This is a genomic window from Achromobacter sp. 1L-A-4-B-C2 (assembly GCF_057291955.1).
This window is the reverse complement of record NZ_JBXAWP010000006.1, coordinates 476,305-501,287: the sequence shown is the minus strand read 5'-3', so window position 1 is coordinate 501,287 and position 24,983 is coordinate 476,305. Positions and strand designations below refer to the sequence as shown.

The following is a 24,983-nucleotide window of genomic DNA, read 5'->3' as shown; positions in this document are numbered from 1 at the left end:
TGCACTGCATTCGCCGTCATGTCGCGTGGCCAGAATCCCCGCGCAAGGCGGCGACCCCCGGCGACCGCGCACGCCGCGATTCTTTTTCATGAAGTTTTTCTTACAACGCGTCGTCCCGGGCCTGCCAGTACGTCTAGTAACAAGCAGAAGCCATGGACGCGCTGTTGCGGGCAAAAGCCGTAACGAAATTGTCGCGTAGCGCTGCACAGTAGCGGCCGGCACCGACCGGTTTTCACACAAGGAACTGAGTGCATCGTCATGCATGATTTCGAAAGTAGGGGTAGCGCGTTGCGCACCATATTGCGCCGTGCGCCGCATGCGTTTGCCTTGGCCATTGCCATGAACGGCGCCCTGGCGCAGGACGCGCCCACGGGCGTAGAGCGCCGCGTCAACATCAACGAATACATCGTGCGCGGCAACACCGTGCTGCAAGCGCGCGACATCGAGCGCGCCGTCTATCCCTATCTTGGGCCTGACCGCACGCTGGCCGATATTGAATCGGCGCGCGAAGCCTTGCAGACGATTTATCAGGAACAGGGCTACCAGTCCGTCTATGTGGACCTGCCCGAGCAGCAGGTGGCCGATGGCATCGTCTTCCTGCAAGTGTCCGAGACCAAGATCGGCCGCGTGCGCGTGGTGGGCGCGCAGCACTATTCGCCGCTGACCATTCGCGACGAGGTGCCCGCGTTGCAGGAAGGGCAGGTGCCTAACTTCAACCAGGCGCAGGCCGAGCTGACCGGGCTGAACAAGGGCGCCGGCCGTCAGGTGGTGCCGCTCGTCAAGGAAGGGCGCTTGCCGGGCACGATGGACGTGGACCTGAAGGTGGAAGACAAAAGCCCCTGGCATGCCAGCGTCGGCTTGAACAACGACTACAGCGCGGATACCTCGCGCCTGCGCAGCACGGCCTCGCTGGGCTATGACAACCTGTGGCAGCTGGGCCATTCCGTCAGCCTGACGTTCTTTACCGCGCCGCAGGATACGGACAACGCCAAGGTGTGGTCGGGTTCGTATTCGATGCCGCTGGCGCCGCGCTGGGCCTTGCAATTCTCCGGCTACAAAAGCGACAGCAACGTGGCCACCATCGGCGGCACCAACGTGCTGGGCAAGGGCTATTCGTTCGGCTTGTCGGCGATCTACACGATGGACCCGCAAGGCGACTGGAGCAATTCGCTGTCCCTCGGCCTGGACTACAAGAAGTTCGACGAGTCCACCCGCTTTGGCGCCAACGAAGACCAGATTCCCATCAAGTACCTGCCGTTCACGCTGGCCTACAACGGCTACCGCTACAGCGAGTCCTCGCAAAGCAGCCTGGGCTTGTCGCTGGTCGGCGCCAGCGGTTCCTTCTTCAACCAGGGCAGCGACTGGAAGGAATTCGACGACAAGCGCTATCAGGCCAACCCCAGCTTTGCCCTGGTGCGCGGCGACGGCACGCACACGCAAAACCTGTTTGGCGACTGGCAGCTGGGCCTGCGCGGATCGTTCCAGCTGGCCTCGGGTGCATTGGTGTCCAACGAACAATTCTCGGCGGGCGGTGCGACCAGCGTGCGCGGGTACCTGGCGGCCGAACGCACGGGCGACGACGGCATCCTGGCGTCGCTGGAATGGCGCACGCCGTCGCTGGCGCGCTGGCTGGGCGCGAACGTCAACGAATGGCGCTTCTACGCTTTTGCCGACGCGGCCAGCCTGCGCTTGCGCGACCCGCTGCCTGAGCAGGATGCGCGCTATTCGCTGGCCAGCGTAGGCCTGGGCACGCGCCTGCAAATGATCGATTGGCTGTCGGGCTCGCTGGACTGGGGCTATCCGCTGAAAGACGGCCCCAATACCCGCAAACACGATCCCCGCCTGAACTTCAGCGTGCGCGCCAGCTTCTGAGCGCACGCCACTTTTCCATCCCGGAGTCTTACTCATGCAACGCCTATTGATGCTCCTGCTAACCGTGCTGGCCGGCGTCTTGCCGTCGGCCGCCAACGCCTGGTGGCAACCGGATTGGCAGTACCGCAAGCAAATCACCGTTGACAGCACCGCGCAGGGCCTGCCGCTGGGCGGCCCCGCCGGCCGCACGCCGCTGCTGGTGCGCCTGCATACGGGCAACTTTACCTTTGACGGCATCAACGAGAAGGGCGCCGACATCCGCTTCGTGGCGGCCGACGATCAGACCGTGCTGAACCACCAGCTGGAATCGTTCGACCCCTTGCTGGGCATGGCGCTGGTGTGGGTGGACGTGCCGGAACTTGCCGACGGCCAACGCCAGGACATCTGGATGTACTACGGCAACCAGAAGGCGCCCGCGTCCGCCAATGGGCAACTGAGCTTCGACCCGAACTACACGCTGGTCTATCACTTTGACGGTGCGGCCGGTGCGCCGCCGCGCGACACCACCGCCTACAGCAACCACGGCCAGACGCCGACGGGCGCTGCGGTCGACGGCGTGATTGGCCGCGCCGCGCAGTTCACGGGCAACGCGCCGCTGATGCTGCCCGCCAGCCCCTCGCTGGCCATCCCGGCCGCGGGCGCGTTCACGTTCAGCGCCTGGGTGCGCGCCGACCAACCGGCCGGCGAACAGCTGGTCTATGCGCGTCGCGATGCCGGCAACGCCTTGCTGATCGGCATCAACCAGGGCGTGCCGTTTGTGGAAGTGAACGGCCAGCGCAGCCAGCCCGGCCAGCCGCTGACGCCCGCCGCGTGGCAGCACCTTGCCGTGACGGCCGATGGCAGCCAGGTGCACCTGTACGTGAACGGCCGCGCCACCGCGTCGCTGGCCGCCAGCCTGCCGCCGCTGGCCACGCCTGCCGCGCTGGGGGGCGACGTGCCGATGCCGGCCGCCTCCGCCGCGTCGGCCACGTCGGCAACGCCTGCCACGCCGGCGACGAACTCCGCGAACGCCGCGAACGCGGCGAATACCGCCAGCGGTGCGGCCTCCGCCGACGCCGCCGCGCCTGCTGCCGCACCGCGTCCGGTGTACGCCCCGTTCGTGGGCGCCATGGACGAAGTGCGCCTGTCCAAGGTTGCGCGCTCCGCCGCGCTGATCCACGCCGACGCCGCCTCGCAAGGCGCCGAGTCGCGCCTGGTAGCTTACGGCGCGGATGAAGAGCAGTCGGGCTTCGGTTTCGGTGGCCTGGGCTTTTTGCTCAAGGCCGTGCCGATCGACGCCTGGATCATCATCGGCGTGCTGGTGCTGATGATGGTGCAGTCCTGGATCATCATGTTCAAGAAAAGCCGCAACGTGGCCCGCGTGGCCGCCGCCAACGAGGTGTTTCGCGACAGCTTCGCCACGGTCGGCCAACGGCTGGAATTGCTGGCCGATGACAACGCCTTGGCGCAACGCCTGGCGAACGCTTCGCTGTGGCGCTTGTACCGCGTAGCCATCAACGAAATCCGCACGCGCCGCGCGCAGGGCGCCGACACCACGTCGATTTCGGCCGCCACCATCGAAGCCATTCGCGCATCGATGGACGCCGTGCGCACCAAGGAAAACCTGGCGCTGGGTTCCAAGCTGGGTTCGTTGTCCAACGCAATCGCGGGCGGCCCCTACATCGGCCTGCTGGGCACGGTGCTGGGCATCATGGTCGTGTTCCTGGGCACGGCGATGGCGGGCGACGTGAACATCAACGCCATTGCCCCCGGCATGGCAGCCGCCTTGCTGGCCACCGCGATGGGCCTGTTCGTGGCCATCCCCGCGCTGTTTGGCTACAACCGCCTGGTGTCGCGCAACAAGGAAGTCAGCGCCGACATGCGCGTGTTCGTCGACGAATTCATCACGCGCCTGGCCGAAGTGCACGGCGAGACCCAGGCGCAGGAAGCGGCGCATCACACCGCCCCGCGCGCGGCTGCCCCCGGCCACCCCGCCATGCGCGAGGCGCAGCCCGCGCCCGCCCACGCGTAAGGAGCACAGCATGGCTTCCGTATCCACTTCCCAGGACGATGATGACGACGCGCCCGTCGACGGCATCAACATCACGCCGCTGGTCGATGTGCTGATGGTTGTGCTGGTCATGTTCATCCTGACCGCCACCGCGCAGGTCGCCGGCATCAAGGTCAACCTGCCCAAGGCCAGTTCGACCATGGCGTTGTCGCAGCCCAAGACCAAGGCGATTTCCGTCAACGACGCCGGCCAGGTGTTCCTGGACGCCTACCCCGTCACCTTGCCCGAACTGGAAGACCGGCTGCGTACCGAGAAAGCACTGAACCCCGACTTCCCGGTGATTGTGCGCGGCGACGCCGCCGTGCAGTACCAGAAGGTGGTGGAAGTGCTGGACCTGCTGCGTCGCCTGGAGCTTGCGCAGGTCGGCCTGGTTACCGGCAAGCCGCAATAGGGCCGGGAACCACGTCATGTCGCAACACGCATCCGATCCCTTGCGCGGGCCGCATCCGGCGCGCCGCTGGCTGAAGCTGGCGGCCGTGGCGGTGGCGGCCGTCGTGGCGGCCTATGCGCTTTGGCGCTGGGCCAACGATATGTCCGGTGTCCGGCGCGATGCGCCCAAGGTCACCGCCATCATCCCGCTGCCCCCGCCGCCGCCGCCGCCACCCGAACCCGAGAAGCCGCCGGAAACCGAGCCACCCAAGGAAGAGCCCGTGGCCACGCCCGAGCCCGAGCCGCAGCCCACGCCCGAACCGCCCAAGCCGCAGGACGAGGCGCCGCCGCGTCCGGCCGACGACCTGGCCAACCCGATGCAGATCGACGGCGATGCGCAAGCCGGCAGCGACGCCTTCAACATCGGCGCGGGGCAGGGCAAGGGCATGTCGGGCGGCGGCGGTGGCCGCGCGGGCAATGCCACCTACAGCCAGTACCTGGCCTATGCGCTGCAAAAGATCCTGCGCGAAGACGAACGCACCCGCAACCTGACCTTCCGCCTGCAAGCCAACATCTGGCTGACGGCAGCCGGCCAGATCACCCGCGTGGAATTGACGCGCGGCAGCGGCGATGCCGACGTCGATGCGCGCGTGATCGCCGCCTTGCGCGCGGTGCCCGGGCTGGACGAGCGCCCGCCGGCCTCGGCCAACATGCCCATCCGCGCGTCGCTGACTGGCCGCCGCCCGTCTTGATGTCCCAAATTGAATTGATCCTGGAGTGACAACAGCATGAAGTTCCCTTTGAACCGGTTGGCGGCATCGCTGGCGCTGGCCGTGGCGGGCGCCGCCTGCCTGCCGGCGCACAGCGCGCCCGCGCCGTCCGAGAACGCCACCATCAACCTGATCCGCCTGCTGGTGCAGCAAGGCGTGCTCAAGCCCGAACAGGCCAATGCGTTGGTCGCGCAGGCGGAAGCCGAAGCCAAGGCGGCCCGCCAGGCCACGCCCGACCGGGGCGCCGCCGTGGCGCAGGCCGGCGATGTGCGCGTGCCCTACATTCCCCAGACCGTGCGCGATCAGATTCGCGACGAGGTCAAGGCGGAAGTCATGGTGCAGGCCAAGGAAGAAAACTGGGCGCAACCCAATACGTTTCCGGATTGGGTATCGCGCATCACGGTGGAAGGCGACGTGCGCGTGCGCGATGAATCGCGCCTGTACAACGGCGGCAACAGCAATGAAATCACCGACTTTGCCAAGCTGAACGCCAATGGGCCGTACGACGTCAACCCCAACACCAACGGCGGCTATCCGCCCATGCTGAACACCCGCGAAGACCGCCGCAACCAGCTGCGCATCCGCGCCCGCCTGGGCGTGCGCGCGGAAATCTCCGAGGCCTGGACGGCCGGCATCCGCCTGGCCACCGGCAGCGACGACAGCCCGGTATCCACGTCGCAGACGCTGGGCGGCGGCATGGGCAAGAAGGACATCTGGCTGGACCAGGCCTACCTGACCTATCGCCCGGCCAAGTGGGCCACGGTGACCGGCGGGCGCATCGCCAACCCGTTCGAATCGACCGACACGCTGTTCTCCAACGATCTGAACTTTGACGGTATCGCCGCCATCTTCAAGCAGCCGCTGCAAGGCCGCGACGTGACGCTGTTCGGCACGCTGGGCGCGTTCGCGACGGAATACGCGAACAACGGCTGGAGCTCATCGTCGATGAGCGAAGGCGAAACGGAAAACAAATGGCTGCTGGGCGGGCAGGTGGGCGCCGACTGGAAGATCAACAACCAGAACAGCCTGCGCGGCGCGCTGGCCTACTACCACTTCGACAACATCGCGGGCAAGCGATCCAGTTCATGTTCGCCGTGGGCGGGTGCCGAAAGCTGCGACACCGACTGGTCGCGCCCGGCGTTCATGCAAAAGGGCAACACGCTGTTCCTGCTGCGCAACATCGCGCCCAACCCGCTGAATCCGGCCGACACGCCGCAGCCGCAATACGTGGGCCTGGCGTCCAAGTTCGATCTGCTGGACCTGAACCTGCGTTGGGACACGCGCGTGTTCGACGGCCTGGGCCTGCGCCTGAACGGTAACTACATCCGTAACCTGGCCTACAGCAAGAGCAAGATGGCAAGCCGCTCGCAAGGCTACATCGTCAATAACTTCGGCGACAACGGCGACATCGAAAGCGGCCCCAACGCCTGGATGCTGCAAGCCACGCTGGGGCGCTCGTATGACCTGAAGGACAAGGGCGATTGGCTGGCCTTTGTTGGCTACAAGTACATCCAGCCGGACGCGCTGCCCGACGCCTACAACGATTCGTCGTTCCACCAGGGCGGCACCAACGCGCGCGGCTACTACATCGGCGCGGGCTACGCGTTCGAAAAGAACGTGTATGGCGTGTTCCGCTGGATGAGCACCAAGGAGATCTACGGTCCGCCCTTGGCCATCGACACGATGCAGTTTGAAATCAACGCCAGGTTCTAAGGCCATGGACATGCATACCGTTTGGGATGAATCCCGCCACGCGGCCATGACGGGACGCGGGCGGCGCTTGGCGGCGGCCGTGGCCTTGTGCGCGGCCGGCTTGAGCGTGGCGGGCGGCGCGCGGGCCGAAAGCATGGAAGAGCGCTTGCGCGCGCAGCTGCGCAGCACCACGCAGCAGCTACAGCAGCTGCAAAGCGAGCAGGCGCAGATCAACGCGGCCAAGACGGCGGCGGAAACGCAACGCGACGCGGCGCAGAAAGAACTGGAGTCGCTGCGCGCGCAGTTGGCCAAGACCCGTGGCCAGGCCGAAAAGCTTGCCGGGCAACAGGACGCCGTGGCGCAAGCCGCGCAGTCGCAAGTCGCGGCCAGCCAGGCACAGCTGGGCAAGTTCAAGGGCGCGTACGACGAGCTCTTGACCTTGTCGCGCGCCAAGGAAGCGGAGCGCGCCGCGCTGGCCCGCACGGTGGCGCTGCGCGATGCGGACATCAAGACCTGCGTGGCCAAGAACCGCCAGATGTACGAGGCGGGCAAAGACATTCTGAATGCCTACGAACGCATCAGCACGGGCGACATCCTGGCCATCAAGCAGCCCTTTGCCGGCAAGGCCCGCGTGCAGTTCGAAGAGCAGGCGCAGGCCTATGGCGATCAGCTGTACGACGCGCAGGTGGCTGGCAGTCAAGCCGCTGCAACGTCGCGCCCGTAGCCTTGCTTGCCCGAATTGCTTCCTCCGATTGCTTCCCCATTTTTCAGGACCCTAAGAATGACCGAAACCAGCTTGATTCTTGATGTCGATGCCGAACGCCTGCAAGCGTTGCTGCAATCCGTGGGCTACCGCGTCACGCTGTCCGAGCAGAACGGCATGGTGCAGTTGCTAAGCGCCAGCCAGGGCGTGGGTTTTGCCGCCCGCATGGGCAACCCCGCCCAAGAGGACGGGCATTTTCTGGACTACACGCTGAGCTGCGCGCTGCGCGTGCAGGGCGACGTGCCCGCCGGCCTGGCAGAGCGCTGGAACGTGGAAAAGCGCTTTGCCCGGCTGACGGTGCAAGGCGTGTTCCTGGTGCTGGAGCTGGACGTGATCGTGGCGGGCGGCGTGTCGGAATCGTATCTGCGCGCCACGACGGAATTGTGGGACCGCTTGCTGCAAGAGTTCCTGCTGTTCCTGCGCGCCAATGCGTCGCCGCAGGGGGACGTCAATGCGTTGGAAACGCCGGCCGACTCGTTGGCGACTGCGTAACGTGGATTGCCTGAAGGGATAGAACCATGAACCAGACCCTGACCGCCAACAAACCGCTGCGCGTCACGGCGGCGGTGTTGCTGATCGCCGTGCTGGCGGGCGCCGTTGCGTTGATGCGCGGCAAGGATGCGCAAAGCAGCGAGGCGTCGCCCACGGCTGCGGCCGCGGCTCCCGCATCGGCGGCGGCCCCCGCTCCCGCATCCGGCTCGGCGAAGGCGCGAACGCTCGCCGCCACGGCAGCCACCGCCACGCCATCCGCCAACGCCACCGCCAAGCCGCAAGCAAACTCGCCCCAGCCCCAACCGGCCACGGCCATCGCGACGCTGGGCGCCGTACGCGTGGATCGCGATGAGCTGCTGCGGCAATTGCAGGCCTTGCCGCCGCAAGCGCGCCAGCAGTTGCAGGACAACCGGGCGGGGCTCGAGCAATGGCTGCGTGCCCGGCTGGCAGAGAAGGCGCTGATCGAGCAGGCGCGCGCGCAGGGCTGGCAGGATCAGCCGGAAATCCGCCGTGCGGTGCAGGCGGCCGAGGAACGCATCGTGATGCAAAGCTATCTGGAGTCGGTCAGCCGCGCGCCGGACGGCTACCCCACCAACGCCGACCTGCAAGCGGCGTACGAACGCGCCAAGCCGCAGCTGGCCGTGCCCGCGCAGTACCACGTCAGCCAGATCTTCCTGCCCGCGCCGCTGGGCGATGCCGACGCCGTTGCCGCCGCGCGCAAGCAGGCGCAGGACCTGGTCCGCCGCGCGCAGGCGCCCAAGGCCGACTTCGCGGCGCTGGCGCAGGCCAATTCCCGAGACGAGACCACGCGCGCGCAAGGCGGTGACATCGGCTTCGTGCCCCTGGCGCAATTGACGCCGGAAATGCGTCCGGTGGTCCAGCAGATGAAGGCGGGCGATGTGTCGGCGCCGGTGCAGTCGGCGGCCGGCTTTCACATTTTGAAGCTGACGGCGTTGCAACCGCCCGGCGTGACGCCGTTCGACCAGGTCAGCCAGCAACTGCGCGCCGCGCTGCGCAGCCAACGTCAGGAACTGGCCGCGCGGGCCTATATGGAGGGCTTGCTGAATGCCGGAACCGTCAGCATCGATGGCGCGGCACTTAACGCCGCATTCGAGCAAAGCACGGCGGCAACGCCCGGCCCGGCCTCCGTCGCCCGCGCTCCGTAAGCGGCCGGCCGCCGTGGACGATGCGCCGGCAAGCACGGTGATCCACGCGCCGCCCGGCGCTGCGTCAGCAGCTGACCACGGCGTCATGCTGGCGTTGGACTGGCGGCTGACGCAGGCCCTGGGCACGACGCGCGCACCGTCTACGTTGCAGGGCGCTGCCCCGCTGTTGCAGGCGTTGCGGCAGACGTTCCCGGACGACTTGGCGCGCTGGTTTCCGCTGGTGCCGTTATGCCCACCGGAGCCCGGCCTGGCATTCGGCCTGGACGTGTCCGACCTGCGGGTGCTGTATCGGGCGCTTCGGGTGGTCTGGTTGGCCGAGCTGGTGTTCGGCGGCCGGGACGAGGGGCAGCGCTGGCTGCGCAGCCCCAAGCGCCGGCTGCTGGGCCGGGTGCCGTTGCTGCTGTGCCAGCACGGGCGCTATGCCGGGTTCATCGAAAGCTGGCTGATCGATATCGACGAAGGCAACGGACCATGATGCTGCTGTGGCGCTTGAGCAATGCCGGCGATCTACAGCCGCGCGCCTGCCCGCCCGGGCGCTGGCATGGCGCGGGCGTGCCGGTCATCGTGCTGGAGGCCAGCCCGGCAGCGGCGGTGCTGGCGCGGCTGGTGTTGGCCGAGGTGACGCACCCCGACGCCTTGCCGCGCGGCTATCAACTGCTGTCGGTGACGACGCCCGGCCGTTCGGTCAGCGTGGCCGACGCCCCCGCGCCCGGGCAGACGGACCTGCGCGCCACTCGCGCGATAGGCGACGCGTGGGTGGCCAGCGGCCAGTCCTTGCTGCTGCGCGTGCCGGCCACGTCTGGCGGCTTTCAATACCTGCTAAATACCGCGCATCCCGACATGCGGCAGTGCCGCGTCACCGCGTCGTCCGCCTATCCCTATGCGCCGCACCTGGGCGCCATGGCCAAAGCGATACGCGACGGCGCCGATTGGCTGGCCGCCGCCGGCCAGGGCGGAGCGCGGGAGGGATCGGCCGCTGCCGTCGATGGCGCCGCGCGGGACTAGAATGTTGCACAGCCGGCGCTACGCCGCATGCAACTTTGTTCCGTCAGGAGCCCGCCGTATGACCGTCATCTCCGCTGCCCTTACCGCCGGCGCAGCGTTGCCTGCCACCACCGCGCAGGTGGACATAATTTCGATCCAGTCCCAAGTGGTCTATGGCTACGTGGGCAACAACGCGGCCATGCCGATCTTTCGCCGCGCCGGGCTGCGAGCCATCGCGGTGCCGACGGTGCTTCTTAGCAACACGCCGCACTACCCCACGCTGCATGGCGGGGCAGTGCCGCTGGACTGGTTCGCCGGCCTGTTGAAAGGGCTGGACGAACGCGGCGTGACGCGCGTGGCGCGCGCCGTGGTGTGCGGCTACCTGGGGCAGCCGGGGCAGGCGGATCTGCTTGCCGCGTGGCTGCCCGCGCTACGCGCCGCGCGGCCGGACGTGCGCGTGCACATCGACCCGGTCATGGGCGACCGCAACGACGGGCTGTATGTGGATGCGGGCCTGGTCGCGCAATACCGGGACTTGCTGGTGCCCTTGGCCGACGGCATGACGCCGAACCATTTCGAACTGGAAATGTTGGTGGGCCGGGCGTTGTCGACGCTGGACGAGGTGGCGGCGGCGGCGCGCGAGCTGATGGCGCTGGGGCCGACATGGATTGTCGTGACCAGCGCGGCGCCGATGGCGGCGGCGCCCGGGACCTTGCAGCTTGCGGTGGTGACGCAGGACAAGGTCAGCGTCGTGACGCATCCGGAAATCGCCATCCCGCCGTCGGTGCACGGCACCGGCGACGTGTTCATGGCCAGCGTCACCGCCCGGCTATTGACCGGGCTGGATCTGGTGGACGCGGTGCGCGAGGCGGCCGACGAGGTCACGGCCGCGCTACAGCGCACGCGCGAGCTGGGCTGGGAAGAGCTGGCGGTGGAAGGGTAGGCGGTGGAAGGGTAGGCGGCGGAAGGGTAGGCGATACGCCGACCCCTGGCGCCCAAGCCGAGGCTCAGTCGCCAAGCCGCAGCCGCAGCCGCGAGCCCACGGCCAAGCCCTGCCGCAGCCACAGCCGCAGCCCGCTACCCAGCAACGCTGCGGCGCAATCCCTTAATACGTCTTGTACGGCAGGAATTTGCCGCTCATCACGATCTGCACGCGGTCGCCCTTCGGGTCGGCTTCGCGCGACAGGTCCATCTTGAAGTCGATGGCGCTCATGATGCCGTCGCCGAATTCTTCGTTGATCAGCGCCTTGAACGTCGTGCCGTAGACGTTGATCAGTTCATAGAAGCGGTAGATCAGCGGGTCGGTGGGCACGGTGCTGGGCAGCGAGCCCTTGTAGGGCACCACTTGCAACTGCACCACGGCGTCGTCGGGCAGGTCCAGGATGCGGGCCGCGGCCAGCGCCTGTTCCTCGGTCAGCGTCATCTGGCCCAGCAGCGCGGCGGTGGTCCATTCCTTGCTTTGGCCGACGGCGTCGGCGATGGCGGTCCAGGACAGCTTCTTTTCCAGCTTGCGGGTAACGACCAGTTCGGTCACTTCAGCGCGGGACATCATGATGGGGTTCACTCCTTATGGGATGCCTTGTCGACCAGGAAGTCGACGAGATGGTTACGGATGTCGTAGTAGCGGGGTTCGTGGTGCAGGCTGGCGCGCGTCCGGTCGCGCGGCAGGTCCACGCTGACGGACTCGGCAATGCGGGCATAGGGGCCCGCGCTCATGAGCAGGATGCGGTCCGACAGCAAGATGGCTTCGTCCACATCGTGCGTGATCATGAATACGGTCTGGCGGGTCTGCTGCACGATGGCGCGCAGCTCGTCCTGGATGGTGCCGCGCGTCAGCGCGTCCAGCGCGCCGAAGGGCTCGTCCAGCAATAGCATCTTGGGCTGGATGGCGAAGGCGCGGGCGATGCCCACGCGCTGCTTCATGCCGCCCGACAATTCGCTGGGCTTCTTGGCGGCCGCATGCGCCAGGCCCACCATGTCCAGGTAACGCATGCTGTGTTCGCGGACCTGATCGCGGCTGTACGCGGGCCAACGCGAGCGCACGCCGAATTCCACGTTTTGCAGCGCCGTCAGCCAAGGCAGCAATGCGTGTGCCTGGAACACCACGCCGCGTTCCAGCGACGGGCCAGAGATCTGGCGGCCGTCCATGATGACCACGCCTTCATTGGTGTCGTCGATGCCGGCCAGCACATTCAGGATGGTGGTCTTGCCGCAGCCGGAATGGCCGATGACGCAAACGAACTGGCCCTGCTCGATGTCGAAATCAATGTTCTCGAACACCGGTGCTTGGGGCTGCCCATTGCGCCCGGGATAGCGTTTGCCCAGGCCCTGGACTTGCAGAAATGCATGGCTCATGGCGTCATTCCCGATAGCTGACCAGCCGCGCGGCACGCGCCAGCACGGTGTCCAGCAGCATGCCGATCAGGCCGATGAAAAATATCGCGCAGATGATGTTGGCGATGGACAGGTTGTTCCATTCGTTCCAGACGAAGTAGCCGATGCCGGTGCCCCCGATGAGCATTTCGGCGGCCACGATCACCAGCCACGCAATGCCGACCGAGATGCGCATGCCGGTCATGATGGTGGGCGCGGCGGCGGGCAGGATGACTTGCAAGGCGGTGCGCAGGCGCGACACTTCCAGCGTGCGCGCCACGTTCAACCAGTCCTGCCGTACCGCACCCACGCCGAAGGCGGTGTTCACCAGCATCGGCCACAACGAGCAGATGAAGATGACGAAGATGGCGGAGGTGTCGGCGTCCTTGATGGTGTAGAGCGCCAGCGGCATCCAGGCCAGCGGCGAGATCGGTTTGAGCACCTGGATGAAGGGGTCGAACGCGCGGTAGACGGTCTTGGACATGCCGATCAGAAAGCCCAGCGGGATGGCCACCAGCGCGGCCAGGCTGAACCCGGTCAAGACGCGCGCCACCGAATACGCCAGCTGCACGCCGATGCCTTTGTCGTTGGGGCCGCGGTCGTAGAAGGGGTCCTTGATGTGTTGCCACAGCTTTTCCCCGACCTCGGCGGGGCCGGGAAACGGCGTCTTCGACCCGCTGGCCGCGGCGTTGCCGACCAGCGCGGCATAAGCCGGGTCCACCGCCACGCCGCCGGTGTCGGGGCGGGTGGCGGCGTGCCAAAGCAGCAAAAACGCCAGGAACAGCGCGACGGACAGAAACGTTGCCCGCCAATATTGCACAGACCGCATCAGGTTCTCCGGATCTTGAAGCTGGCCAGATAGGCCTCGGGCTGCGCCGGATCAAACGGCTTGCCCATGACGCTGAAGGTCTTGGCCGATTCCGCCGGCGGCGTCAGGCCGGCTTCGCGCATCAGGCGTATGGCGTCGGTGGCCAGGAAGACGTCGGCCGCGACCTTCTGGTAATCGATGTCGCCCTTGACCTGGCCCCAGCGCTTCATCTGCGTCAGGATCCATACGGCAAACGACTGCCATGGCATGGGATCGAAGTCGATGCGGTTGGGGTCGGTCAGCACTTTGCCCAGGCCATCGGCATAGGTGCCGGTCAGCACTTGTTCGACGACGGTGACGGGCTGGTTCAGGTAGTTGGGGGCGGCGATGACGGACGCGATCTCTTTGCGATGCGCGGCGTCGCGAGCGTAGGCGGTGGCTTCGATGATGGACTTGAGCAAGGCCTGGTAGGTGTTGGGCATGGCCGTCACGAATTCCTTGCTGGCGGAAAACGCGCAGCAGGGGTGGCCGTCCCAGATGGCTTTGGACAGGGTGTGGATGAAGCCGACGCCGTCGTACACAGCGCGTTGGTTGACGGGGTCGGGCGCAAGAAAGCCGTCGATGTTGTCGGCGCGCAGGTTGGCGACCATCTCGGGGGGCGGCACGGAACGGATCTGCACGTCGGTGTCGGGGTCCAGGCCGTGTTCGGCCAGGTAGTAGCGCAACAAGTAGTTGTGCATGGAAAAGTCGAACGGGACGGCAAACTTGAAGCCCTTCCAGTCTTTGGGGTCGCGCCGGTCTTTGTGTTTCATGGACAGGGTGATGGCCTGGCCGTTGATGTTCTCAACGGCGGGCATGGTCCATGGCACGGCGCGGCTGGCGCCCACGCCCATCGAGATGGCCAGCGGCATGGGCGACAACATGTGGGCGGCGTCGTATTCGCCGGACATGGCTTTGTCGCGAATCAGCGCCCAGCCGGCGGTCTTGACGACTTCTACGTCCAGGCCTTGCTTGGCGTAAAACCCCATGGGGTGCGCCATGATGATGGGCGTGGCGCAGGTGATGGGGATGAAGCCGACTTTCAGTTTCTGCTTTTCCAGCGGGCCGGTGGATTGCGCGAAGGCTTCGCGGGCGGCGGCCAGCGGGAAGATCGACGCAATGGCGGCCATGGCGGTGCTGCTGCCCACGGCGCGCAGGAAGCGGCGGCGCAGGGCGTCTTGCGGGAACAGGGCGCGCATGACGGCTTGGTCCACGGCGTTGCTCGTGGTGTCGTCGTGGCTGGCGCGGAGTTGGCCGGCGCCTTGGCGGCCAAGCGCGGCGGCTGCCTCCGTGGCCGATTGCGTGGCGCGTTCGTGGTCGGCCTGCGAGGCGTGGCGGCCGCAGCCGCAGGCAAGGCGGCTGTTGGCGTCGAACGGGTTGCTGAATAGGGACATGGGATGGCTCCGGCCAGAAGGGTTGGAGCCATCATGGGGCCGGGCGCGTGGCGCCGGTATCCCGGGTTCGACGATATGCGTGTAGTGCGTGTACTACGCGGTGCGCGGGCGCGCCGCGCTGGTGCGCCGGGGGGCTAAATCGCACCCAGCTGGTGCGTGTTGGCGTAGGCGACCAGCTCGACCAGGGTGCGCACGCCAAGCTTTTCAAAGATGCGGCTGCGGTAGGTGGAAATGGTGTTGACCGACAGCGCCAGCTGTTCGCCGATGGCAGAGACGGATCGCCCGGCGACCAGCAGTTGCAAGACCTGGAATTCGCGGTTGGACAGTTGTTCGTGCGGGGGGCGGGTGCTGTCCTGGCGCACGGTATGGGCAAGCAGTTCGGCCACGGCGGGGGTGACGTAGAGTTTGCCGGCGGCGGCGTTGACCAGGGCGGACAGAAGTTCGTCGGGGTCGCAGCCTTTGTTCAGGTAGGCGTGCGCGCCGGTGCGCAGGGCGCGCACGGCAAACTGGGTTTCGGGGTAGACGGACAGCATGACGACGCCAAGCGCGGGGTAGTCGGCGCGCACGGTTTTCAGGACGTCCAGGCCATCGCGTTCGCCCAGCGCCACGTCCAGCACCATGGCGTCGTAACGGGTCTGGCGCAGGGCGCGCAGGGCCGAGGGGGCGTCGGCGGCTTCGTGTACCAGGGCCACGCGCGGGTCTTCTTCCAGGATGCGGGCCAGGCCGCGCCGGATGATGAGGTGGTCGTCGACGATAAGCAGGTTCAGGGCCATGGGAGTGTCAGGTTGGATTGAGCCGCAGGCGGGCGCGCATGCCGGCGCCGGGGGCGCTGTCCAGGGCAAGGTCGCCGCCGATGCCGCGCGCGCGTTCGCGCATGCCCAGGATGCCGAAGGTGTGGCGGGCTTCGGGCAGCTGCATGCCGATGCCGTCGTCTTCAACGGTCAGCAACAGCCCGTCGTCGCTCCAGACGGCGCTGACGCTGACGCTGCGGGCGCAGGCGTGGCGCTGCACGTTGGTCAGCAGTTCCTGGACGATGCGGTAGACGGCGATTTCAGCATTGCGGTCCAGGCGGCGGCGTTCGGTGTCGGGCGGGCACAGGTAGCGGCATTGCAGGCCGGTGCGGGTCTGGATGTCTTGCAGCAGGGTTTCCAGGGCGGCCCACAGGCCCAGGTGGTCAAGCACGACGGGGCGCAGGTCGCTGAGGATGCGGCGGGTGGCGCCCATGGCGGTCTGGGTGACCTCAAGCATGCGGTCGACGTGGGATTGCAGGGCGGGGGTGGCGCCAAGCTGGCGGCGCAGCCAGTTCAGGTCCAGTTGCAGAGCGGTGAATGAGGCGCCGAGATCGTCGTGGATGTTGCGGGCAATGTGGGCGCGTTCTTCTTCGCGCAGGGTGGACAGGTGGGATGACAGGCGGCGCAGCGAATCGTGGGCATTGCTGAGTTCGGCGGTGCGTTCGCCCACGCGGCGTTCAAGCAGGGCCTGGGTGCTATGCAGTTCCCGTTCGATGCGTTTGCGGTCGGTGATGTCTGAAAACGTGACCACGGCCCCGACCACTTCGCCATCGTTGCGGATGGGGTACGAGGCGTACTGGGCGTCAAAGCAGGAGCCGTCGCGGCGCCAGAGCACTTCGTCGTCCACGCGCACGCCACGGCCTTCACGAAAGGCCTGGAAGATGCGGCAGTCATGCACGGGCATCAGGGCGCGGTCGGCGTGGGAGTGGTGGATCAGGTAGTGCATGTTGCGGCCTACGACTTCGTCCGGGGTGTAGCCCAGCAAGGTGGCGCCGGCGCCGTTGATGAAGATGCAACGGCCACGCAGATCAATCCCGTAGATGCCTTCGCCGGCGGATTCCAGCAGCATTTCCAACTGACGACGCCAGGCGGCGTGGTGGGATAGATGGTTCAGGTCGGCAAACATGATGGGGTTGTTGCGGGGCGAGGGCGGATTTTTTGGGGAAGTTTACGGGAGGCTTGGCGCGGGAGAGGGGAGGGAATGCCCTTGGTGCGTGAGGGATTGGGGCACTAGAGGTGGGGTTCTTGAGGCGCTTGGTGTGAGGGGCGTTGGGCGATCGGGGGGCGGTTCTTGAGATGCTCAAGGCGGGGTTCTTCAGACGCCCGGGGCGGCGGCGTCCTGGCGGCGCGGGTCAACGATTGCGGTCCGGAGCCTTCGCTCCGGACTGCCCCGTCGTCATCCTCGTTGCCGCCTGCGGCGGCTGCCTTCGGATTCCCTCGGGCTTATCGACTCCCCGCGCCACCAGGCCGCCGCCACCCCGAGCTGCGCCGCGCAAACTTGTCGGTCGCCGGGGCGGGCGGTGTGCTTGGCATGCTTCTGTGAGACCGGGGGGATTGGAAGAGTGTGCAGGGCCGCCAAAGCCGGCCGCGCGGGCGGCCTCTTTTGGCATTTTGTTTGGCGGCATTTTGCGGGGCTACGATGCGCCGGTCGAACGGCACATGCGCCGGTATCGAGGGGAAACCCGATATAAAACTTTGCATAGCGCCCATGATCCAGGGTTATGCGTGGACACCGCCTCCATTCCCGTCCATCCCCGAATCTTCAATCCAATCAGACCCTTAGCCGAAACTCCTACCCCGGCCGCCACCCCACGCGCCGCGTTTCCTTGCGGTATCGGATTTTTTCGGACGCATGCATGCTTCCTACCTTCAGCCGTGCCCGCCATCCGGCGCGTCGCGGCAAGCAATCCTTGCGTTCCTATCCCACATGACCGACTTCGATCTGACTCTGCACAACGGCCGCATCATCACGGCGGATGCCGATTTCGTGGGTGATATCGGTATCGTCGACGGCGTCATCACCGCGATTTCCGCGACGCTGCCACCAGGCAAGCGCGCCATCGACGCCGCTGGCCGACTGGTCATGCCCGGTGGCATCGACAGCCATTGCCACGTCGAGCAACTGTCCAGCATGGGCGTGTTGTGCGCCGATGACTGGTACAGCGCATCCGTGTCGGCGGCGCATGGGGGCAATACCACCATCGTGCCGTTCGCGGCGCAGCACCGGGGCCAGTCGCTGCGCCAGGTGGCGGACGGCTATGCCGCATCGGCCAACGAGAAATCGGTCATCGACTTCAGCTATCACCTGATCATCTCCGACCCCACGCCGCAGACGCTCAACCACGATTTGCCCGAACTGATCCGCGCCGGCATCACGTCGTTCAAGGTCTTCATGACCTACGACAAGCTCAAGCTGGACGACAAGCAGCTGCTGGACGTGTTTGCCATTGCCGCGCGCGAAGGCGCCTTGCCCATGGTGCACGCCGAGAACAATGACGTGATCAGCTGGATTGCGCGTCATCTGCTGGCCGCGGGCCATACGGCGCCGAAGTATCACGCCGTCAGCCACGACCCTATTGCCGAGAACGAAGCCACGCAGCGGGCCATCAGCCTGGCATCCGTGCTGGAAGTGCCGGTGCTGATCGTGCACGTGTCGACCCAGGGCGGGGCGCAGGCCATCCACGCCGCGCAGACGCTGGGCGCGCCGGTTTACGGCGAGACCTGCCCGCACTACCTGCTGCTGACGGCGGAAGATATTGATATCCCCGGCGTTGAAGGCGCCAAGTTCTGTTGCAGCCCGCCGCCGCGCGATCCGGTGTCGCAGCAGGCGCTGTGGCAAAGCCTGGACAGCGGCACGCTGGCGCTGTTGTCGTCGGACCATGCGCCGTACCGCTATGACGAATCCGGCAAGCTGCCTGCCGGCGATGCCACCACTTTCAAGCAGATTGCCAACGGCCTGCCGGGCTTGGAAGTGCGCATGCCGTTGCTGTTTTCCGAAGGCGTGCGCAGCGGTCGGCTGAGCTTGCAGCAGTTCGTGCAGCTCACGTCCACCAACCATGCGCGCATGTACGGCCTGTATCCGAAGAAGGGCACGATTTCGGTCGGTGCGGATGCCGACATCGCCATCTGGGACCCCGAGCGCGTCGTCACGCTGACCGCCGACGCGCTGCACGACAACGTCGGCTATACGCCGTACGAGGGCCGCACGGTAACGGGCTGGCCCACCACCGTCATCAGCCGGGGCGAGGTCATCGTGGACGATGGCGTGCTGCATGCCGCGCGCGGACGCGGACGCTTCATTGCGCGCGGCCTGCCTGCCCCGCTGCAAAAGGCGCGCGAAATCTCGCCGCGCGCCGCACTGCTGCGCAAGATTTTCCCCAACATGGTCGAGCCGTAGATCAAGCCGTGATCGTCGGCGCACTGCACTTGAACACCATTCGATAAGAACTCCTGGAGATTGACATCGTGAGTAACGCTTCCCCCGCCCGCAAAATGGGCCTGGCGGTTGCCCAGATGGGCGCCGTGAACCTGGCCGACACCCGCGCGGTGGTCGTGCGCCGCCTGGTCGAGATGATGCGCGAGGCCGCTGCCCGCCAGGCGGAATTCGTCGTGTTCCCGGAACTCGCCCTGACCACCTTCTTTCCCCGCTATTGGATGGAAGATGCGCAAGCCGTGGACCGCTTTTTTGAAAAGTCCATGCCCAATGCCGACGTGCAGCCGCTGTTCGACACCGCGCGCGAACTGGGCATCGGCTTCTACCTGGGCTATGCCGAGCTGACGCCCGAAGGCCGTCAATTCAACACCGCCATCCTGGTGGACCGCAGCGCCAAGGTCATCGGCAAGTACCGCAAGATCCATCTGCCGGGGCATTCCGACCACAAGGTTGATGCACCGTTCCAGCATCTGGAAAAGAAGTTCTTTGAAGTCGGCGACCTGGGCTTTGGCGTGTGGGAGACCAACGACGTCAAGATCGGCATGTGCCTGTGCAACGACCGCCGCTGGCCCGAGACGTACCGTGTGATGTCGCTGCAAAGCGCCGAGCTGATCGTGCTGGGCTACAACACGCCGTCGCTGAACATTCACTGGGACGAACCGGCGCACTGGCGCACCACCACGCACGAGATCGTGTTGCAGGCCAGCGCCTACCAGAATGCCGTGTGGGTCGGCGCCGCCGCCAAGTGTGGCCATGAAGACGGGCACCACATGATCGGCAGCTCGATGATCGTGGCGCCGTCCGGCGAAATCGTGGCGCGCTCCAGCGGCGAGGAAGACGAAGTCATCACCGCTAAGATCGATCTGGCAATGGGCCAGACCTTCCGCGAACACGTCTTCAACTTCGCCAAGCACCGCAGCCCGCATCACTACAAGCTGATCACCGAACGCACCGGCGCGGGCGAACCGCTGCCCGTGCCGGAAGTGGTCTAGGCCCGGCTGATGATTGCCTGCGTCATCGCAGGCAATTCTTTTTTGACGATCTGGGAAAACTGCGTCAAGAACGCCTTGGCGATGGATGGCGGAGGTTCAATCCGCGAGTGGGACACATGCACCGAGAGCGAAATCGCTGGCTCGATACGACGCACCACGATGCCGTGCATCAGCGTATCCGTGAGGCCGTAAGAATCCACCAGCGCCACGCCGACGCCCTGGCGCACGAACGAGCACGCCGTTTGGGACGAACGCACCTCGATGGCCGGGGTGATCTGAGGCCCCAGGTAGTTATGCAGGGTCTCGCCCAGCGGCGTGTCGCGGCCGTAACCCACCAGCATCTCGCCCGCCAGCATCTCCGGCCTGATGACGCTTTCGCGTGCCAGCCGATGGCCGGCGCGCAGCACGCAGACGATCTCGCCTTGCGCCAGTTCGCTGGTGATCAGGTTGGGGTGTTCGGGCTTGAAGGTAGAGATGGCAATGTCCGCATGTCCCAGCAGCAATTGGGGCAGCAGGGCGTCCATGCCCAAGGGGCGGTAGCGGATGCGCACGCCGGGGTTGCGCGCGCAGAACTTGGCGGTGGCCGCCGGTATCAGCCATTCGCCGAAGCTGGGGCTGGACACCACGCTGACCAGCCCGCTGCCATGGCCCGCCAAGCCGGCGGCCATGTCATTCAAGCGGTTGACGCCCGCCTGAATGGATTCCACTTCCTGAAAAAGTTTGCGCGCTTCCTTGGTGGGATGCAGACGGCCTTTGAACCGTTCAAACAGCGCATAGCCCAGACGCAGTTCTATCGAGGCCAGCACCCGACTGATGGCGGGCTGGGTCACATGCAGCAGCCGGCCCGCGGCGCTAAGCGAACCCGTGATCATGATGGCGTGAAACACCTCGATCTGCCGCAGGTTCAACGGGCCAGACCGGACATTCCGGGGTAATTCCGACATGCTGCTTTCTTTCCTATTGACCTGAGCGGTGCGCGCACAGCGCGGGTCCGCTTCTTTGCAGGGATTCTACTCAAACATGCCCAACGCTCGCATCACTCTCGTAAACCCGAACTCCTTGACCGGTGTCACGCAAGCGATCGAACGCGCTGTTGCGCCGTTCCGGCGTCTGCCGCTGGAGTTGCGCTGCCTGACTTCCACGGACGGCCCGGCCGGTATCCAGACCCAGGCCGAAGCCGACGCCTGCATCGCGCCGATGGCGCAATTGTTCTTGCAAGAAGCCCCCACCACCGACGCTTTCGTGGTGGCCTGCTTCAGCGACCCCGGCCTGCATGGCCTGCGCGACCTGGTGTCGGCGCCCGTCATGGGCATCGGCGAATGCTCGGTCCTGACCGCGATGAGCATGGCGACACGCATCGGTGTGATCGCCATTGCCGGCGCGTCCATTGCGCGGCATCTGCGCTACTTTCGCGCGATGGGGGTTGCCGACCGCATCTGCGGCGAACTGGCGCTGGATATGAAAGTCAGCGAGCTTGCCGACACGGAGCTGGCGTTTGCGCGCATGGTCGCCGTGGGCAGGACTCTGCGCGATGCGCATGGCGCCGATGTTTTGATCATGGGCTGCGCCGGCATGGCCGACCTGCGCGACCGGCTGGAAGACGCGTGCCGATTGCCGGTGGTGGAACCGACGCAGGCAGCGGTGGCGATGGCGGCTGGGCGACTTTTCAGCCGCTAAGGGAGCCGGGGTGCACCCGCACCCTTTGGCAACCCTTCAGCAAGCCTTTAGCAAGCCTTTAGCAAGCCTTCGGCAACCCGTTATGCGGCCTGCTGCACGAAGTGCCCCGCGCCGACCTGCACCAGTTGCGTCACGTGTGGGTTATCGCCCAGCTTGCGGATCGGGCTGGGAATTTCGCGCGCGGCGCGTACCGTGCGCTGGTGACGACGGGCCGGATCGGGTATCGGCACCGCCGACAGCAGGCTCTGCGTGTACGGATGGCGCGGGCGATGCAGCACTTCCTGCGTGGGGCCGATCTCGACAATCTGCCCCATCACCATTACCGCCACGCGGTGACTCACCTTTTCCACGACCGCCATATCGTGCGAGATGAACAGATACGACAAGCCCATCTCGGCCTGCAATTCCTTCATCAGATCCAGCACGCGCGCCTGCACCGACACATCCAGTGCCGACACCGGTTCATCGGCCACGATGATCTTCGGGTTCACCGACAGGGCGCGCGCAATGCACAGGCGCTGACGCTGGCCGCCCGAGAACTGGTGCGCGTACCGGTCCAGGAATTCGCGCGGCAGGTTGACCCGTTCCAGCAGTTGCGCGGCGCGTTCGCGACGTTGCTCGCGGGTGTGACCGCCATGGACTTTCAAGGGCTCACTGACCAGATCCCAGGCATGCAGGCGCGGGTTCAATGACGCATAGGGGTCCTGGAAAATCATCTGGATATGGCGGCGCATGTCGCGCATCTTGTCGGGCGACATGTGCGTGACGTCCTGGCCCACCAGCCGGATCACGCCTTCGGTCGGCTGCACCAGCTTCATCAACAAGCGCCCGGTGGTGGATTTGCCGGAACCGGACTCACCCACCAGCGCCAACGTTTCGCCCGCGCGCAGCGTGAACGACACGCCTTCCACCGCGTGCACGTTGGCCACCACCTTGCCAAACGCGCCGGCCTTCACGGGAAAGCGCTTGGCAAGTCCCGAGACCTCCAGCACGGCCGGCCGGTCGCGCACCGCGGCCTCGTCGGGCGATCCATCGCCCAGCTTGGGCACGGCCGCCAGCAGATCCCGCGTATAAGGCTGCCGCGGTGCGTCGAACAACGCTTCCGTGGTGTTTTCCTCAACTTTGTCGCCGTGGCGCATCACGACCACGCGGTCGGCAATTTCGGCCACCACACCCATATCGTGCGTGATGAACAGCACCGCCATGCCCACATCGCGTTGCAGCTCACGGATCAGGTCGATGATCTCGGCCTGCACCGTGACGTCCAGCGCGGTGGTCGGTTCATCGGCAATCAACAATTGCGGCCGGCAGGCCAGCGCCATCGCGATCATCACGCGCTGGCGCATGCCGCCGGACAGGTCGCCGGGGTATTGCGTCATGCGGCGCTGCGGCTCCGACATCTTCACCGCTTCCAGCATCGCCTCGGCCCGGGTCCAGGCCGCTTCGCGCGAGATGTCCTGGTGCAGCAGATAGACCTCGGCCAACTGGTCACCCACCGTCATCACCGGATTGAGCGACGTCATGGGTTCCTGGAAGATCATCGATATCTCGTTGCCTCGGATGCGTCGCAACGCCGATTCCGGCAGCTTGAACAGATCCACTTCCTGGCCGTCGCGCGGTACGAAACGCGCCGCGCCCGTGGCGATGCGGCCCCCGGCGCGTTCGATCAGGCGTAGCAGGGACAGCGCCGTGACCGACTTTCCCGACCCCGATTCACCCACCAAGGCCACCGTTTCACCTCGGCCGATGGTGAAGTCCAGGGACTTCACGGCCCGATACGGCTTGGCGCGCGCACCGAACTCCACGCTCAAGCCCTGCACGGTCAGTAGTGTTTCGCTCATCAAGGCTCTCCGTCAGGCGCGGCTGGGAAACACGCGCGGCGACATGGCGTCGATGTCGCGGCCTGCATAGTCGCGCTGCGACACCGTTGCAATCGTTTGCGCCTGGGCGCGTTCCACTTCCTGCATGCAGTGTTCGATATCAATCGTCAGCAACTGGCCGTTCCTGACCACTTGTTCGCCATCGACGTACACATCGCGAATGGCGCGGTCCCCCGCCGAATAGATCAGGCTGCGCAGCGGTTCGCGGCCGGGGCGCATGTAGGGATGGGTCAGGTCGACCAACGAAAAGTCGGCCTTGCCGCCTACGGCCAGGCGTCCGATGTCGTCTCGGCCCAGCATCCTGGCGCCGTTCACGGTGGCGGCGTTGAACACTTCTTCGGTGGACGCCGCGCGGAAATGGCCGGCCTGCAGGCGGGCCACGTAGCAGGCCAGGCGCATCTCATCCAGCATGTTGTGCGGGAAGGTATCGGTGCCCAGGCCCACGTTGATGCCGGCGCGCAGATAGCGGCCCAGGAACGTCAGCGCGATGCCACGGCGCACAAAGACGGTGGGGCAGTGCGCCACGTGCGCGCCCGACCGTTGCAGCAGGCCGAAGTCGTCGGCGTGCGGCCAGTACAGCGTGCGATGGTCGTTCAGGAAGATGCCGTGGCCGATGATCAGGTCCCGGTCAAGCAGGCCCTGGTCGTCCAGCCATTCGATCGGCGTGCGGCCATGGCGACGCGTCATCTCGGAAAATTCCACCACGCTTTGCGCGGCGTGGATCTGCATGGGTATGCCCAGGCGGCGCGCGGCGGCCTGCGCCTCTTTCAATAGTTCGGGCGAGCAGGTGTCCACCTGCGACGGGCACAGCATGGCGGACAGACGGCCGCTGGGGTGCTTGACGGCGCTGTCCACCACATCCAGCGCGGCCTCAAAGGATTTGACGGCGGCGGCCTCGTCCCAGGTGTACTCCACCGAATGGCCGTCGGTGGTGCGCCACGCGGCCGAGCGGAACATCGGGCCCAGTACTCCCCGGATGCCGGTGGACGCGACCACGTCGGCCCAGCCCGGGCGCGGCAGCGACATATCGACAAAGGTGGTCACGCCCGACAGCAGCATTTCGGACACGGCCACCTGGTTCGCATATTGCGCGGTGTCGATGCCCATGCGGAACACGGGCATGTATTCGTACAGCGAGCTTTGACCCAGCTTGTCGCTGCCCAGCTCTTCCAGCAGGCCCCGGTTGCCGGGTTCGGACGACGGATGGGTGTGCACGTTGACCAGACCCGGCATGGCCATCAGGCCGCCGCCGGGCACGACGTGGTCGGCCGGACCGGTATAGCCGGTGCCGGCGTGGATGACGGTGTTGCCGCGCATCACCAAGTCGGCGTTTTCGATATAGACGTGCGAACCCAGGTCCGCGTCCCAGGCCACCAGGGTGGACAGGTTCTTGAAGTGGGTAATACGGGCTTGATGGGTGTCGCTCACGGCAGGCTCT

The 24,983-nt window shown here is 66.2% G+C and carries 23 protein-coding genes; 14 read left to right on the top strand and 9 right to left on the bottom strand.

The genetic code is table 11. The features are described from left to right. The first annotated feature begins 258 nt into the window (after nucleotides 1–258). Genes AC0Z35_RS27415 through pdxK form a run of 11 tightly spaced genes read left to right on the top strand, consistent with a single transcriptional unit; the run spans nucleotide 259 to nucleotide 11,101 of the window. The gene (locus AC0Z35_RS27415; protein ID WP_485133108.1) at nucleotides 259–1,872 is read left to right on the top strand and encodes a ShlB/FhaC/HecB family hemolysin secretion/activation protein; all 1,614 of its coding nucleotides are present in this window, start codon (nucleotides 259–261) and stop codon (nucleotides 1,870–1,872) included. A gap of 34 nt (nucleotides 1,873–1,906) precedes the next feature. Continuing rightward, nucleotides 1,907–3,883, top strand: a complete 1,977-nt coding sequence (locus AC0Z35_RS27410; protein ID WP_104144098.1) for a DUF2341 domain-containing protein — start codon at nucleotides 1,907–1,909, stop codon at nucleotides 3,881–3,883. A 10-nt stretch (nucleotides 3,884–3,893) separates the two neighbouring features. After that, complete coding sequence (locus AC0Z35_RS27405; RefSeq protein WP_485133109.1) at nucleotides 3,894–4,313, top strand: ExbD/TolR family protein; 420 nt, start codon at nucleotides 3,894–3,896, stop codon at nucleotides 4,311–4,313. Nucleotides 4,314–4,329: 16 nt separating this feature from the next. Then, nucleotides 4,330–5,043 (top strand): TonB C-terminal domain-containing protein, encoded by a 714-nt coding sequence (locus tag AC0Z35_RS27400; RefSeq protein WP_046804845.1) that lies wholly within the window; start codon nucleotides 4,330–4,332, stop codon nucleotides 5,041–5,043. Nucleotides 5,044–5,079: 36 nt separating this feature from the next. Beyond that, nucleotides 5,080–6,774: a putative porin gene (locus AC0Z35_RS27395; RefSeq protein WP_046804846.1), complete on the top strand. Its 1,695-nt coding sequence runs from the start codon at nucleotides 5,080–5,082 to the stop codon at nucleotides 6,772–6,774. 10 nt (nucleotides 6,775–6,784) lie between these two features. Beyond that, nucleotides 6,785–7,477 (top strand): DNA repair protein, encoded by a 693-nt coding sequence (locus AC0Z35_RS27390; protein WP_485133110.1) that lies wholly within the window; start codon nucleotides 6,785–6,787, stop codon nucleotides 7,475–7,477. Nucleotides 7,478–7,534: 57 nt separating this feature from the next. Beyond that, on the top strand, nucleotides 7,535–8,008 hold the full coding sequence (locus tag AC0Z35_RS27385; RefSeq protein WP_104144094.1) for a YbjN domain-containing protein: 474 nt from the start codon (nucleotides 7,535–7,537) through the stop codon (nucleotides 8,006–8,008). 26 nt (nucleotides 8,009–8,034) lie between these two features. Then, entirely contained in the window at nucleotides 8,035–9,174 is a 1,140-nt protein-coding gene (locus AC0Z35_RS27380) for a peptidylprolyl isomerase (RefSeq protein WP_485133111.1), read from the top strand. A 13-nt stretch (nucleotides 9,175–9,187) separates the two neighbouring features. Further along, nucleotides 9,188–9,649 (top strand): antitoxin Xre/MbcA/ParS toxin-binding domain-containing protein, encoded by a 462-nt coding sequence (locus AC0Z35_RS27375; RefSeq protein ID WP_485133112.1) that lies wholly within the window; start codon nucleotides 9,188–9,190, stop codon nucleotides 9,647–9,649. Next, nucleotides 9,646–10,179, top strand: coding sequence for an RES family NAD+ phosphorylase (locus AC0Z35_RS27370; protein WP_120156482.1), 534 nt, complete (start codon nucleotides 9,646–9,648; stop codon nucleotides 10,177–10,179). The genes AC0Z35_RS27375 and AC0Z35_RS27370 overlap by 4 nt, the downstream gene beginning before the upstream one ends. A 58-nt stretch (nucleotides 10,180–10,237) precedes the next feature. Next, a complete protein-coding gene (pdxK, locus tag AC0Z35_RS27365; RefSeq protein WP_046804851.1) occupies nucleotides 10,238–11,101 on the top strand; it encodes a pyridoxine/pyridoxal/pyridoxamine kinase in 864 nt (287 codons plus the stop codon). 162 nt (nucleotides 11,102–11,263) lie between these two features. On the opposite strand, the gene cynS is transcribed toward pdxK, so the two are convergent. The 6 genes from cynS to AC0Z35_RS27335 all read right to left on the bottom strand — a co-directional run bounded on the left by cynS (nucleotide 11,264) and on the right by AC0Z35_RS27335 (nucleotide 16,689). Next, complete coding sequence (gene cynS, locus AC0Z35_RS27360) at nucleotides 11,264–11,707, bottom strand: cyanase (RefSeq protein WP_046804914.1); 444 nt, start codon at nucleotides 11,705–11,707, stop codon at nucleotides 11,264–11,266. Nucleotides 11,708–11,718: 11 nt separating this feature from the next. After that, the gene (locus AC0Z35_RS27355) at nucleotides 11,719–12,513 is read right to left on the bottom strand and encodes an ABC transporter ATP-binding protein (RefSeq protein ID WP_104144090.1); all 795 of its coding nucleotides are present in this window, start codon (nucleotides 12,511–12,513) and stop codon (nucleotides 11,719–11,721) included. A gap of 4 nt (nucleotides 12,514–12,517) precedes the next feature. Then, on the bottom strand, nucleotides 12,518–13,360 hold the full coding sequence (gene ntrB, locus AC0Z35_RS27350) for a nitrate ABC transporter permease (protein WP_104144089.1): 843 nt from the start codon (nucleotides 13,358–13,360) through the stop codon (nucleotides 12,518–12,520). Beyond that, the gene (locus AC0Z35_RS27345; RefSeq protein WP_485133113.1) at nucleotides 13,360–14,772 is read right to left on the bottom strand and encodes a CmpA/NrtA family ABC transporter substrate-binding protein; all 1,413 of its coding nucleotides are present in this window, start codon (nucleotides 14,770–14,772) and stop codon (nucleotides 13,360–13,362) included. The genes ntrB and AC0Z35_RS27345 overlap by 1 nt, the downstream gene beginning before the upstream one ends. Before the next feature lie 134 nt (nucleotides 14,773–14,906). Beyond that, a complete protein-coding gene (locus AC0Z35_RS27340; protein ID WP_046804855.1) occupies nucleotides 14,907–15,545 on the bottom strand; it encodes a response regulator in 639 nt (212 codons plus the stop codon). A gap of 7 nt (nucleotides 15,546–15,552) precedes the next feature. Continuing rightward, nucleotides 15,553–16,689, bottom strand: a complete 1,137-nt coding sequence (locus AC0Z35_RS27335; protein ID WP_485133114.1) for a sensor histidine kinase — start codon at nucleotides 16,687–16,689, stop codon at nucleotides 15,553–15,555. Between the two features lie 801 nt (nucleotides 16,690–17,490). Between AC0Z35_RS27335 and hydA the strand changes: the two genes are divergently transcribed. Next, the gene (gene hydA, locus AC0Z35_RS27330) at nucleotides 17,491–18,960 is read left to right on the top strand and encodes a dihydropyrimidinase (protein WP_120156480.1); all 1,470 of its coding nucleotides are present in this window, start codon (nucleotides 17,491–17,493) and stop codon (nucleotides 18,958–18,960) included. Between the two features lie 95 nt (nucleotides 18,961–19,055). After that, nucleotides 19,056–19,988 carry an N-carbamoyl-D-amino-acid hydrolase gene (locus tag AC0Z35_RS27325; RefSeq protein WP_319304845.1) on the top strand — a complete coding sequence of 311 codons (933 nt, stop codon included), beginning with the start codon at nucleotides 19,056–19,058 and terminating at the stop codon, nucleotides 19,986–19,988. Here AC0Z35_RS27325 and AC0Z35_RS27320 read toward each other — a convergent pair. Beyond that, nucleotides 19,985–20,932, bottom strand: coding sequence for a LysR family transcriptional regulator (locus AC0Z35_RS27320; RefSeq protein ID WP_120156479.1), 948 nt, complete (start codon nucleotides 20,930–20,932; stop codon nucleotides 19,985–19,987). The genes AC0Z35_RS27325 and AC0Z35_RS27320 overlap by 4 nt on opposite strands. Before the next feature lie 76 nt (nucleotides 20,933–21,008). Between AC0Z35_RS27320 and AC0Z35_RS27315 the strand changes: the two genes are divergently transcribed. Further along, on the top strand, nucleotides 21,009–21,665 hold the full coding sequence (locus tag AC0Z35_RS27315) for an aspartate/glutamate racemase family protein (protein ID WP_104144083.1): 657 nt from the start codon (nucleotides 21,009–21,011) through the stop codon (nucleotides 21,663–21,665). An 80-nt stretch (nucleotides 21,666–21,745) separates the two neighbouring features. On the opposite strand, the gene AC0Z35_RS27310 is transcribed toward AC0Z35_RS27315, so the two are convergent. Together AC0Z35_RS27310 and AC0Z35_RS27305 are read right to left on the bottom strand one after the other, a co-directional pair. Next, nucleotides 21,746–23,506 carry an ABC transporter ATP-binding protein gene (locus AC0Z35_RS27310; protein ID WP_485133115.1) on the bottom strand — a complete coding sequence of 587 codons (1,761 nt, stop codon included), beginning with the start codon at nucleotides 23,504–23,506 and terminating at the stop codon, nucleotides 21,746–21,748. Between the two features lie 12 nt (nucleotides 23,507–23,518). Further along, nucleotides 23,519–24,973: an amidohydrolase family protein gene (locus tag AC0Z35_RS27305; protein WP_120156476.1), complete on the bottom strand. Its 1,455-nt coding sequence runs from the start codon at nucleotides 24,971–24,973 to the stop codon at nucleotides 23,519–23,521. Nucleotides 24,974–24,983: the final 10 nt, after the last annotated feature.